Origin of the sequence: Sutcliffiella tianshenii (genome assembly GCF_016908565.1) — a bacterium.
Lineage (GTDB): Bacteria > Bacillota > Bacilli > Bacillales > Bacillaceae_I > Sutcliffiella_A > Sutcliffiella_A tianshenii.
In genome coordinates this window covers 45,327-57,616 of the sequence record NZ_JAFBED010000006.1, presented here as the reverse complement: position 1 = coordinate 57,616, position 12,290 = coordinate 45,327, and the positions used below count along the sequence as shown (strand labels likewise).

General features: G+C 42.2%; 16 protein-coding genes. 4 read left to right on the top strand and 12 right to left on the bottom strand.

The window, feature by feature from the left end; translation table 11 throughout:
• Positions 1 to 234 precede the first annotated feature (234 nt).
• From JOC95_RS14045 to JOC95_RS14035, 3 genes are read left to right on the top strand one after another with little or no spacing between them, the layout of a single operon-like run.
• Complete coding sequence (locus JOC95_RS14045) at positions 235 to 1,164, top strand: ABC transporter ATP-binding protein (protein ID WP_204417523.1); 930 nt, start codon at positions 235 to 237, stop codon at positions 1,162 to 1,164.
• Positions 1,161 to 2,261 (top strand): ABC transporter permease, encoded by a 1,101-nt coding sequence (locus tag JOC95_RS14040; protein WP_204417521.1) that lies wholly within the window; start codon positions 1,161 to 1,163, stop codon positions 2,259 to 2,261. The genes JOC95_RS14045 and JOC95_RS14040 overlap by 4 nt, the downstream gene beginning before the upstream one ends.
• Positions 2,262 to 2,289: 28 nt before the next feature.
• Positions 2,290 to 2,724: a DUF6526 family protein gene (locus tag JOC95_RS14035; RefSeq protein ID WP_204417519.1), complete on the top strand. Its 435-nt coding sequence runs from the start codon at positions 2,290 to 2,292 to the stop codon at positions 2,722 to 2,724.
• A gap of 63 nt (positions 2,725 to 2,787) precedes the next feature.
• Here the strand turns inward: JOC95_RS14035 and JOC95_RS14030 are convergent, their stop codons facing one another.
• The 11 genes from JOC95_RS14030 to JOC95_RS13980 form a co-directional block, all read right to left on the bottom strand.
• Positions 2,788 to 4,317: a glycosyl hydrolase family 18 protein gene (locus tag JOC95_RS14030; RefSeq protein WP_239582922.1), complete on the bottom strand. Its 1,530-nt coding sequence runs from the start codon at positions 4,315 to 4,317 to the stop codon at positions 2,788 to 2,790.
• A gap of 89 nt (positions 4,318 to 4,406) precedes the next feature.
• Positions 4,407 to 4,898, bottom strand: coding sequence for a GyrI-like domain-containing protein (locus JOC95_RS14025; RefSeq protein ID WP_204417518.1), 492 nt, complete (start codon positions 4,896 to 4,898; stop codon positions 4,407 to 4,409).
• 48 nt (positions 4,899 to 4,946) lie between these two features.
• The gene (locus JOC95_RS14020; RefSeq protein WP_204417510.1) at positions 4,947 to 5,306 is read right to left on the bottom strand and encodes a DUF4181 domain-containing protein; all 360 of its coding nucleotides are present in this window, start codon (positions 5,304 to 5,306) and stop codon (positions 4,947 to 4,949) included.
• An 86-nt stretch (positions 5,307 to 5,392) separates the two neighbouring features.
• Positions 5,393 to 6,523, bottom strand: coding sequence for a DNA polymerase III subunit beta (gene dnaN, locus JOC95_RS14015; RefSeq protein WP_204417508.1), 1,131 nt, complete (start codon positions 6,521 to 6,523; stop codon positions 5,393 to 5,395).
• Between the two features lie 24 nt (positions 6,524 to 6,547).
• Positions 6,548 to 7,066: a DinB family protein gene (locus JOC95_RS14010; protein WP_204417506.1), complete on the bottom strand. Its 519-nt coding sequence runs from the start codon at positions 7,064 to 7,066 to the stop codon at positions 6,548 to 6,550.
• 239 nt (positions 7,067 to 7,305) lie between these two features.
• Entirely contained in the window at positions 7,306 to 7,821 is a 516-nt protein-coding gene (locus JOC95_RS14005) for a redoxin domain-containing protein (RefSeq protein WP_204417504.1), read from the bottom strand.
• A complete protein-coding gene (locus tag JOC95_RS14000) occupies positions 7,822 to 8,223 on the bottom strand; it encodes a VOC family protein (RefSeq protein WP_204417495.1) in 402 nt (133 codons plus the stop codon).
• Between the two features lie 15 nt (positions 8,224 to 8,238).
• Entirely contained in the window at positions 8,239 to 8,604 is a 366-nt protein-coding gene (locus tag JOC95_RS13995) for a VOC family protein (RefSeq protein WP_204417487.1), read from the bottom strand.
• A gap of 8 nt (positions 8,605 to 8,612) precedes the next feature.
• On the bottom strand, positions 8,613 to 9,596 hold the full coding sequence (locus JOC95_RS13990; RefSeq protein WP_239582921.1) for a phosphotransferase: 984 nt from the start codon (positions 9,594 to 9,596) through the stop codon (positions 8,613 to 8,615).
• 27 nt (positions 9,597 to 9,623) lie between these two features.
• Complete coding sequence (locus tag JOC95_RS13985) at positions 9,624 to 10,196, bottom strand: DJ-1/PfpI family protein (RefSeq protein ID WP_204417478.1); 573 nt, start codon at positions 10,194 to 10,196, stop codon at positions 9,624 to 9,626.
• 33 nt (positions 10,197 to 10,229) lie between these two features.
• A complete protein-coding gene (locus JOC95_RS13980) occupies positions 10,230 to 10,976 on the bottom strand; it encodes a class I SAM-dependent methyltransferase (RefSeq protein WP_204417469.1) in 747 nt (248 codons plus the stop codon).
• Between the two features lie 183 nt (positions 10,977 to 11,159).
• On the opposite strand from JOC95_RS13980, the gene JOC95_RS13975 reads away from it, so the two are divergent.
• Positions 11,160 to 11,378 (top strand): hypothetical protein, encoded by a 219-nt coding sequence (locus tag JOC95_RS13975; protein WP_204417466.1) that lies wholly within the window; start codon positions 11,160 to 11,162, stop codon positions 11,376 to 11,378.
• A 40-nt stretch (positions 11,379 to 11,418) separates the two neighbouring features.
• Here the strand turns inward: JOC95_RS13975 and JOC95_RS13970 are convergent, their stop codons facing one another.
• Positions 11,419 to 12,282, bottom strand: a complete 864-nt coding sequence (locus tag JOC95_RS13970) for an aminoglycoside phosphotransferase family protein (protein ID WP_204417464.1) — start codon at positions 12,280 to 12,282, stop codon at positions 11,419 to 11,421.
• Between the last annotated feature and the right edge of the window lie 8 nt (positions 12,283 to 12,290).

Sequence of the window (12,290 nt, the reverse complement as noted above, 5' to 3'; positions counted from 1 at the left end):
ATTACTGTTGTAATGTAGTATATAACAATTACCATAATCATGCAACTGAATTTAGCCTATTTTTGTAAGTTTTCTGAAACCGACAAATTCCGAGTATGTAATTTTGGTATAATGGCGGGGTTCAACATAAGAAAATTGACAACTTTTTCTTTCTCCTATACGTTTACTTTAGGGCAATCAATACCCACCATTTCAAGTGTTTAAAATAATGAAGAATAGTATGGAGTGTGAAAAATGGATACACCCCAGGAAATTATCCAAGTGCAAAATCTAGTGAAGAAATACGGTGATTTTACCGCCGTAAATGGAATTGAATTTTCGGTTCATAAAGGGGAAGTGTTTGGTCTATTAGGTCCGAACGGGGCAGGCAAATCGACGACGCTGGAAATGCTCGTCGGCCTTCGGAAGCCGGATGATGGGGCCGCCATGGTAGGCGGGTACAGTATTCAATCGGAGTTGAACAGGGTAAAAGAGATAATCGGTGTGCAACTGCAGTCCACCACATTATTTGAGCTCTTGACTGTTACTGAAATCTTAAAGATGTATGCGAGCTTTTACCCAAAGAATGTAGACATACCCGATCTTATCGAGGATATGCAGCTAACGGAAAAAGCGAAGAGCAGGATCAAGGGTTTATCAGGCGGGCAAAAACAGCGGTTGGCGATTGCACTCGCACTAGTTCACGACCCGTGGATCCTGTTTCTGGATGAACCTACAACCGGACTGGACCCTCAAGCCAGGAGAACACTCTGGGAAATCGTCCTCCGATTAAAGGAACGGGGAAAAACTGTTGTCCTGACGACCCATTATATGGATGAAGCGCATGTACTTTGCGATCGCATTGCTATCATGGACCAAGGACAGCTAATCGCCTTGGATACCCCTTCCCTTCTCGTAAAACGTTTACAGTCAGCCAGCGCGGTTGAATTCAGCTTTCCAGACATGAAGGAAGAAGTGTCCTTTGAACAACTGAATGGGGTAAAACAGGTTGGAAAACAGAACGATACATATGTACTCTATACGGATGACATCCAAGCGACCCTGACAGCCCTCATTCATTTTGCCTCTGAAAATGAGCTTGAATTGGTGGACCTAAAGACCAGGACCGCCACACTGGAGGATGTGTTTATCCATATGACAGGAAGGAGGTTGCGGGAAGGATGAGAGCATACTGGCAATTAACGCTTGGGCAATTACGGATATTCCTTCGCAATCGCCAAGTTCTGTTTTGGACGCTTGCTTTTCCCATCTTCCTTATGGTGATGCTTGGTTCTTTTTTAGGAAATGGGCGAGAGATAAGTGTATCGCTTGCAGTGATTGATGAAGACAAGTCAGATGAGTCCAAGGCGCTAATCGAAATATTCAAAGATTACAAGGCACTTGATCTGACCATGATGGATGACCGAGATGAAGCATTTGATGTACTAAAAGAGGGAGAACTGAATCTCGTGGTCGTTATACCGGAGGGCTATGGGGATTTTTTCGCCGAAGCAGCACCGGACACCAATCCATTTACACTACCTTTATTTTATGATGAAACAAATATGGCCGTTTCACAGCTTGGCATCCAGCTTGTAAACAGTACAGTCGATTCGATCAGCAAGGAAATGGTGCAATATTCTCCCCTTCTAGAAACGAAACCCGAAGGAATCGAAGCCTTGAATCTGCAATATATCGACTTTCTCGTACCTGGGATTGTGGCCATGATGATCATGAGCAACAATATGAACGGGGTTGCAGGACAAATCGCATCCTGGAGGGAGCGCGGCATTCTCCGAAGAATGCAAGGAACCACTTTGAAGGCATCCACTTTTATCGCAGCCCAAATTACCGCGCGACTTCTATTGAACGGTTTCCAGGCATTGATTGTCCTCTTGGTGGCACAGCTCATCTTTGATGTGGAAGTGAGGGGCTCATGGTTTACATTGGTCAGTTTTGTGATACTTGGAACGCTTGCATTCATGGCCATCGGATTCATCATTGCCGGGATTGCAAAAACACCGGAAAGTGCCGCACCGATAGCCGGATTCCTATCCTTTCCACTACTGTTTTTGGGAGGCGTTTTCTTCCCGATCAGTGATATGCCGGAGTTTTTACAGCCGATTGTGAACGTATTGCCCATATCCCATCTGAGCCATGCTTTACGGGAAACGATGAATGTAGGAGCCTCGTTCCTGACTTTAGGTACCGAAGCCCTCATCCTGGGATGCTGGCTGGTCGGAGCTTTCATTGTTGCAAGCTATACCTTTAAATGGGAATAAGAAAATAGAGAATAAAGAGGAGAAACTAATGAAAACACAAAACTTCGAAAATCACGTAAGGATGCATCCGCTTTATCATTATGTACTTTTATCACTGGTCCTTGCTTCGCTCATTACAGCCATCGTGAATCTGGTGCTTTCACTCCAATCAGGTGAAAATATATGGTCAGCCCTTGCAATTTTACTGATGGCTGCAGCATTCGTGGTGACTTTCATCCTGCTGCGAATCTACCCTTTACGTGTTCAGGACCGAGCCATCCGAGCAGAAGAAAACTTACGCCACTTTATCCTGACAGGTAAACCATTCGATTCCCGCTTGACCCTGGGGCAGATTGTGGCACTTCGCTTTGCATCTGATGCAGAATTGCCTGGACTGAGCAAAGTATCAGCGGATGAAGGATTGACACCAAAGGATATTAAAAAGAGAATCATGGAATGGCGGGCAGATCATAATAGGATTTAAATGAAAAGTTGGACAAAACAAGGCTCATCCAATTGGACCGGGATGAGCCTTTTCACTGTCCTTCTATTCATCTTTCATATCATCATATATCTTCTTCAGGAGGACCTCATCGGGATCCTGGCTGAGCTCCCACATCATGGCACCACCAAGGCCCATCTCTTTGATGAAAGCCGTTTTATGACCAATTGATTCCGGATCATCATAGCTTACTACGGTCGTTCCATCAAAAAGCAGCGGTACTTTGGAATCTTCTATCCATACTCGGGAAAAACCATCCTGATTCACGTAATCAGAGGCTATCTTCGCATAACTGAGGGACGTACCCCCACCGCTGAACGACTGGTATAAACCGTTATTCCCTGCATCATCGACACTCTTGAAAACTCTTCCGTAAAAAGGAAGACCCATGACAAGCTTTTCTGGAGGAACGCCACCGTCGATATAGGTTTGCACTCCGTCCCCGACACTCCACTCGCCAGGAAATCCACTCGCTGGATCAGGGTGAAGCGGAGCGTTCAATCCTGATAAAGGATCCCATTCTCCATGAATATCATAGGTCATCAGTTGGATATAGTCGAGATAAGGATGAATTTCCGTGAGCTCGAGATTGGCAGCATGAACTTTACTCGCTCCTGCTGCAATAGTTAACAGGTATTCTTTGCCATCCTTCTCAGACTGCTCGTCCAGCGTTTCACGGATCTTTTTCAACAAGAGAGTATAGTTCCTTTTATCTTCGGGGCGATTCGTATTATCCGCTTCCCCTCCACCTACCGGGTACTCCCAATCAAGATCTACGCCATCAAATCCATAGTCCAACAGGAATTGACGTACACTCTCTGCAAATCTTGCCCGTGACTCCTCTGTAAGTGCCGCATCCGAGAAATTCTCCGACCATGTCCAGCCTCCTACAGAGATCAGCGTTTTGAGATGAGGGTGCTGCTCTTTCAATTCTTTCAGTTGTTGGAAGTTTGCTATATCAGTCGAGGTATCCCCTACCGCTATCTTGCCGTCCTTTGTCACGTTGGCAAAAGCATAATTGATATGCGTAAGCTTGCCAGCATCTATATCTGCCACTTCATATCCGGAATAGGCAGCCCATCCCGCGTAATAGCCTACAAGTTTTGCAGAAACAGGCTCTGGATTCTTGACCATCACTTTTTTCGTCACTTCTGTCACCTGATTCGTATTATCATAGGCAATCACCTTCAGGATCTGTTCCCCATCCGGCACCCAACTTTCAGTAGCCCAGTTAATTGTGTAGGGCTCTGAGGTCACGGTCCCGATCAGGTATTCGCCATTACTGCTGTAAAATTCAACTTTGCTTATGTTGTGATCATCGGTTGCATTTACGGATAGTTTGACCTCTCCACTAACTGTATTCTCTTCTGTGGAATCGGACTCAGTTGAAATATCACTTACTTGCGGCGGCTGATCTACTGTTACCTTCTTTGTAGCAGTAACTTTGCTTGTATTTATAGACTCAGTTTCCTGTTTATTTGATGTTAATACGATAACGACACTTACTATAAATATAGGAATCAATAAAAAACCGATCCATTTCATGCTGTTATGTTTTTTCCTTCTGTGCTGCATTACGATTCTAGCTCCTCCTGTTCCCATACATATCTATCATTGTAATATGGGGATACATCGGGAAATAGCGGTAAATATTAGCACCAGTCTTACACGGATTTGGAAACTGGAATCAAAATCTCAAAATGCGGATCATCCAGGTCACGATCCACCGGATACCGTTCATGCTTAATTGGAAGGTCGTCAAAATAATCTACACCAGGTTCCTTGAAAGGGATATAATCATTCTGCTTAAACCACTGATAGATCTTTGTGTAGGTATGGTCAAAATCCTGACCTTTCTCATGAAGCACCTTCAGATAGGTCATTTCTGGGACACGAATGTCGACCATTCCCTCTGGCACTTCTTGTTCCTCCTCCACGCGAAAGACCGAATAGTGTACAAATCCGTCAGGGCGCAGATGATAGGATAGTCCCAACTGAACTTCCGGCTCCACCGCTGATGGCAATTCACCAACCCGATCACTCATTTGTAAAATAACATTCTTTAAGCTACCGACCTCTGTGTAAGGACCTTCCCACTTCACGCCCATTGCCTTATAGGAAGGGAGTGTTAACAGTTCGTATTGTAGTTTTTCCATAAAGGATCTTCCTTTCTATTAAAAAATTTGATTTAAACTAATGGACTATTATAAAAAGAAACGCTCCATCAACCCGACAGGCAGCAAAAGTATGTATATAATTATTACCATTGCCGTTCCACTCAGTATCAGAAAATATTGTTTAGATTCATGGGCAAACTTCCAATGAAAATAGGCATTTTCCAAATCGAGTATGATTAGAAATAGGAGTAACCCCACCGTAAAATGGGTAAAAGTATAACCGTTCTCATATGAATACATATTGAAAGCAATCAAGGAAATCAACCCGACAAACCTGAGGGAAAGATCAACCTTTTTATGTGTCTCATTGACAAAGTTATAGGAAAGGCTACTCTTTTTCTTTTCAATTTTGAAGATCTTCCTGACGATAAATTGTGTAGAAATCATCAGAAAAACTACCACCATACATAATAAAAGTAGCTTTAATAGAAACAATGGCACTTCTCCTCTTTTCAATTACATGTTTTCATATTTTATGCAGTTCTCACAGGTGAAATAAGATGAAATTGCATTCCTGAATCCATTGCTTGCAGTAGTAAGGGTTTCATTGAACCGCTATAACTTAGCTGCACCTCATCTTCCCCTATGGCTTTCAGTGCATCCATCATAAAATTGCCATCAACGGTAACGGTCAACTCACTCTCGCCATTCAAACTGACAATGTCTTGGACCTCTGCAATTTCACCATACTCTGTGGAAGAGGAACAAATTTTAAGTTGCAACCCTTCGATGACTTCCAATAATATTTTGTTGTTATCAGAAGCACTAGCAAATAAAGAAGCACGATCAATACCTTGCTTAAGCAATTCTTTGTTTAAAGTGAGCGTGGTTCTTGCCTCTTTGGGTATCAAACTCTCTACATTTGGATAGTTTCCCTCAATTAGGCGCGAAAAGAGGGTAATTGAAGGAAATTGAAACGCAATGTACTGTTTCGTTATGTAAAGTTTCATATTCCCATGATCTATGTCCGTAACCTTAGAGCATTCATTTAGTGCTGCAAAAGGGACGACACATGACACTGTTTCTTTTGAATCCACAGTCCCTCTGCTGAAAGCCAATCTATGGGAATTTGTTGCCGTACAAGAAAATCGTCCATTTTCCAATGAAAGATGAACTCCTGTCAGTACCGGCCTTGTATCGCTCTTGGACACAGCAAAAAGGGTCTGTTTCACCATTCGCTTAAAGTCGAGGAAAGGCATGCTTATATCCTTGGAATCATCTAAGATGGGAGGTGGTGGAAATTCAATAGAGTCCAAGCCATTCATGTTCGCCTCGATTCCATTGGAAATTAGCTTGATTTTGTTTAGAGCTATTCCTTTGATGTGTATCTCCCCGGATAGCTTTTTGATTACCTGCCCCAAATATCTAGCAGATACAACAACACTCCCTGAATGGATAATCTGTAGTCTATGAGATTGTTGGCAACATACAGGAATAACCTTCTCGATGGTAAGGTCCGAGTTAGTAGCCAGTAAAGCTATCTTATCTTTGTCTGCTGTTATTTTGATACCTGAAAGAATAGGACTTAACGTTTTTGAAGATACTGCTCTACTGACATCTTGAATTGCCTGATGGAATATTCCCTGCTCAATAATAAACTCCACTTTATGACCTCGCCATCCTCTCTATTAATTCTGGAGGTACCTTTCCTCTATGATTCTCATATGATGAATCCAGTGACCGGCAATGATAAAGGCAACTGCCTGGGCTGTAACGGGAAGTTCATTTGCTGTACCGCTTCTAGGCCATGCATATTCCGGTATACCGCGTAAAAGACTTATGGTCGATTTTCTGACCGTCTGAAGTTCTTCGACCAATTCAGTGAGCAGTCTTTGCGTAAACTTCCCCTCAAATGCATAATCCTCCTCGCTGAAGCCGGCAAGAGGCGACTTATCCCCCCTGCTGATCCGAAGAAGTCTATAGCTCATTATCCGTTCCGTATCGATCATATGGCCAATGACCTCTTTTACCGTCCATTTTCCACTTGCATATGCAATACTACCCTGTTCTTCCGATAGACCGGAAAAAAGGGTAACCGCCTCTGTTAATTGTTCTTCAAGTATCTCCAACAGATTTCCTGAGGGTACCAACTTCAAATAGTTGTTGTAATATGAAGGATATTCATTTTCTAAAGGACGCTTCAGCATATTCTTTACTCCTTTTTCTTATTCTTTTTTGACACTATTGCCAATTCAATTAAAAATAGAATTCCTATAATCGTTTATGCAAATAAAAGCAAAGATTCTAGCCAGGCAAAGTCTAAAATAAATCGGTTGATGAGTTTTACAATTATTGTAATAAAAAATATGTTGGTTAACACTTTTTGAAACTTCGTTTGCTTACTTGCATCTTCAAAAAATATTCCCCTTATGCCCATTGGTCACCTTCAATCTAATATTTTTTCTTTTGCTTCAACAAGTTTGTCATAGTCCAACTCTCCTGTATGCTTTCCAACTATCACGCCTTCCTCATCAATGAAAAAGGTTGCCGGCATGTCCAATACTTCGTAATAACGAAATAATCCCTCCGTATCGAAGAGGATTGGAAAAGTAAAACCTCCAGTAGTCACATATTTTTCTACAACTCCTTTATTTACTTCATTGCTTGTGATGTTCACCGCGAACACATCTACCTCATCTTTGTAATCCTCATAAAATCTTTGGATCTCCGGCATTTCTTTTTTGCATGGAGGACACCATGTAGTCCAGAAGTTTATGATTACGGGTTTTCCTAGGGAATCCGATAAACGGACTTTGTTTCCTTCCATGGACTCCAGCTTAAAATCAACAGCTTTTTCTCCCTTTGCACTAGCTGGTTTTATTTCCCCCTCTTTGAAAAACTGCTGGTAGACTGCAGTTCCAATTAATAGTGTAAGTATGATAAATGCGAATACTTTTCTCATTTATACACCTTCCTTGAGACCAAGAACCGAATAAACCCTTTCCCTCTCAACTTCTTTATCCATGTATTCAAACAATCCAATACGGTTACCCCAAGGATCAGAAAAAGTTGCCCACTTTACAGGCACTTCTTCTCTTGAATGAATTTCGAATTCCTCCACATGAAGTCTATGAATCAATCGGGACCTTTCTGCCTCTATGTCAGTGACCCCTAAACGCAATGGGCCGCTTCCTTCGGAGGGAATTCCCTCAGCAACCTGCAGCCAGCATCCTGGAATCAGTTCCCATTCAGCGAAGCCTTCATGCGGTGTGAAATCTGGTTGCTTATTCAGTAATGTCTCATACCACATTTGCCCATCCTTCATATCTTGTACACGAACTTGGTAAGTCATTTCAAAAATCAAGTTATCTTCCTCCCTCTATTCCATATTGGAAAATTCCACAACCTCAATCCTATTACCAAAAGGATCTTCCAACACAAAGAATCGTCCAGGTGGACATGGCTGTGGTTCATCAAACAGGATGGTGGCTCCTTTTTCTTTTAAACTGGCAAAATCCTTTTCTATATCTTGTGATAGAATGCCAAGAAGCACCGAATTATATGTTTCTGTTTTTATAGAGTCCGCTTTCTCAAGGACAATGGGAAGGCCTTCATGCACCAGACTGACAATGTTTTCTCCATAGTATTTGGAAACCTTGAAGTCCAATATTTCCGTATAAAATTGAACGGCCTCCTGAATATTCCCTACTTTTATCGTAATCACGCATACTTTATTCAGCATCATCTTTCCTCCTAAAAGTCATATAACCTATTCTCCAATTCCTGCAAATTCTCACCCAACCACACCATCTCCTCGGCAAATCGAACAGGCGGACCTTTTAACTCATCCATATCAGCTTCTATCCACCAGGTGCTTTCCATATACCATAGTAAGCAAAGGGCTTTATATAGATACCCTCTATCAACTCTTCGCTCTTCCTTATAACCCTCCATAAATGCAGTGGCGGCTGATACATTCAAACCACTTCCACCTAAACAGCCAGATATAACCGCTCTAGCTACATCGAGTTGCGGGTAGTCGTATTTAAGCCGGTCGAAGTCAAGGATGGCAGAGACCTTGTCTTCCTGAAACAGAATATTATCCATGAAAAGGTCTCGATGGGCCCATCCTGTATCATGCAAAGTGAAGTCTTCCAGCCTAATTGATTGAGTAACCTCCATTTGTTTTTCTATGATTGAAATGATTGATTGTTTCCCATTGCCTAGTGCGTTTTTTATAACCGATTGCCAGTAGTTTATTCTGTGTTCTAAACTTGGAGCGATGAACTCTGGCTTATTTTTCTTAGGAATTCCGGCATCATTTAATACACGATGCATCCTTCCAGCTGCTTTTCCGAGGTGGTACATCTGTAATTCGGTGGCAGTACCAGGTTGTAAAATGCTCCCGTTACAGAATTCCATGATCATGAACCTTTCACCTTTACATGACTCCAACAAATACTGTCCGTCAATCGGGAATAGCTTCGGACATGGGACGTCGTGGCGGAATAATCTTTCCTGTTGTGTATGGGCAAAGTGCAGTTCCTCATCGCTATACTTCCGGAATCTTTCCTTGTTGAATTGCTTGATCAAGTAATTCCCCTGCTCCGTCCTGACCCTCCACTTCAAATTTAGCCAGCCGCGATAGATCGGAAAACAGTCCAATATTTCCATTCCGTAAACCCGGAGGCAGGTTTCGCTTATATCTTCCAGTATCTCTTCTTTTGTATTTATCAATATGTAAACCGCCAATCATCTATCCTTCTATTGAACCTGTTCCATAAAAGCATTTCCTTTGCCTCTATAAAAATCTTCTTTTTCACAAGAGATCTCTTTAACCATTTTATTTAGCGCAATTCCGAACTCTACGTACGCATGACCTTGGGCAGTCAGGACATTGCCTTTTGAAACTACTGGTCGATAGGAAAATAGCTCCTCTTCAAAACAATCAAGGAAGAGTCGTTGTTCCTTCGAAAGCGTTATTGTATACGGAGCATCTTTCAGAAGCCCTGCCCTCGCCAACACGAATACACCACTGCAGATGGCTGCAGTTATTTTATTTTCTGCACCGAATTTCCCAGCGAGTTCAAATAGCGCATCAGCTTCCGCAATCTCCTCAAGATCCCCGCCGGGTATGATCAGCATATCAAAATCCACAGGGTCCACTTCATCAACCGACATGCAAGGGATCGTCAACAATCCTGCTTCCGATCTGCATGGAGTTTTCCCTAAGGAAAAAGTGTATAACTCATGCGAATCCCTCAGCATCGAAATTGCAGGTGCTATCTCAAATTCACAATATCCTTCAAAAATAAATAAGAGTGCCTTTTTTCTCATTTTTTAATTAGCTCCTGTCATACTTTTCATGACCTATGGTTTCCTACACTTTATGATTAATGTAGTTGGCACCATTTTCGCCTTCTCATAGGAATACCAACGGTTGGAATGTCGCTCTCTATCCTTTTCCGTCAGTCGCACCTCTTCAATGATTCTTTCAATAATGAAACCTTGATCAATCAACGTATTAATATATGTACTTACTTTAGCCTGCTGCATCATGGCAGGGAGCTTCCATGCCTCGTGATCGTATGGGCCTTCTTCATGATAGGCCTGTTCCATCATCAACGTTCCTTCTTTCAATCTGACTCTGCTATAAAGGGGGTGTTCCCAGCTGAAAATGAAATGACCGCCGGACTTTAGGTATCGGAATACATTTTCTACCGTCTTGGACAGATCCGTGGTCCATCCGATCGCAAAAATGGAATACACGATATCAAAATATCCCTCGGGCAACCCAGGGTTCGCCTCCATCGGGGATTCAAAAAGATGGACCGGTGCCTTACAATCCTCAAGAAGTTTTTCTGCCGCATGTATCTGGTTCTTCGAAAGATCCAATCCCCATAGCTCCTTCACGCCGCGCTCAGCCATATAAAGCAGGGAATGTCCGCTACCGCAGCCAATGTCCAGTACGGCCGCCCCTTCCACTTCTCCAAGCAAGTTCAGCTCATCTTCGCAAGGCGCAAGTGGACCATACTCCGGAAGCGGATTTCTGCCAAAAAAAAGGGCAGCAGCTTCTTCCCAGCTGGTTTTATTGATCGTGAGTGTTTCCTCATTCATTTTCCTTACCTCCTATCCTTCCATAAGAACATACATTCTATATTCATTTCTGAATTCCTGCACAGTTTTAAAATCTATTTTTTTAGACCTGACAGATACCTGGTCTAACTCCTTCCAATGATTCATAGGTTATATAAAGGTTCTGCCAAGCAACATATTTTATAGGAAATAGGGGAGACGAAAATGTTTGTTGTTCATTATTATGAAGAAAAAAATCAATTATTGAACCAGCTTTGTGATAACGTCCCTGCCGTAGGGGATAATCTTGTGATAAAAGGACGCAAGGCTACGGTCACAAACGTCACTGCACTGGATGAAAAGCATGTTCACGTCCATGTCACTCTTGAAAAAGTGGTCAAAAAACAGCTTGCACTTGATCTTTCAAAAAAGAAAAAAAGATAGCATGATAAAACGCACATGTAGAAAGCTTGCATGTGCGTTTTTACGTAATTGAATCTACATGGTACAGCCCTTTCCAATATTCCCAAGCTTTAAGATACTGTGGGAAATCCAATGGGTGATGCTTTATACAGGCTTCCATTCTGAGATATAGGCCTATCAAAATTTCTTCACAAGGATACTCTTTACTCCCGGTAATAAGATTATCAAAAGCAACGTCAAAGGTTTCCTTAGACAGATTCTCAGGAGAAGAACAGAAGGCATAGACCAAATCATAAAGCGGGTCTCCAATTATTGCTGTCGGATCGATGATGCCGGCCAGCTCTCCATTATAAAAAATGAAATTATGCACCCCGCAATCTCCATGCAATAGGTGACGAGTCCTTCTTTTATTTTTAAATCCCTCTGAATCAAGGATATTCCGAACAAACTGATATTCTTCTTTTCCTAAATGTCCTTCGAGGACTTGATTCCCTTCCTGAACTTCATTCAGGAGAAAACCATGCCAAGATTCCATCGGTTGATCTAGCCACCCCCAACCGGGATGATCTGTCACCTCTTCATACTTGTTAATGAAAGATTTTACTAGAGTAATCAGCAACTCTTTTTTATTTTGCCTGTTATAGTTGGTGGCCCCGGGAATGAAGGAATAAACGATATATCTGAATGACATGTCTTCATAAACTAGTTTTGGCAGTAATTCTATGCCGCGGTAAATTTGAAGAAATTTCGCTTCAGAGTATATGACTTGCGGTAAATTTGATTTCACCACAACTCTACTCCCACCCTTGCAGGTCAAAAGATACAACTTACTTGTCGTGCCTCCATTTAATTGTTTATACTCCGCCACTTCGGACTCTAAGATATTTTTATGTAACAGGTCATCGATGACGCTATGGATATCCATACAGATCC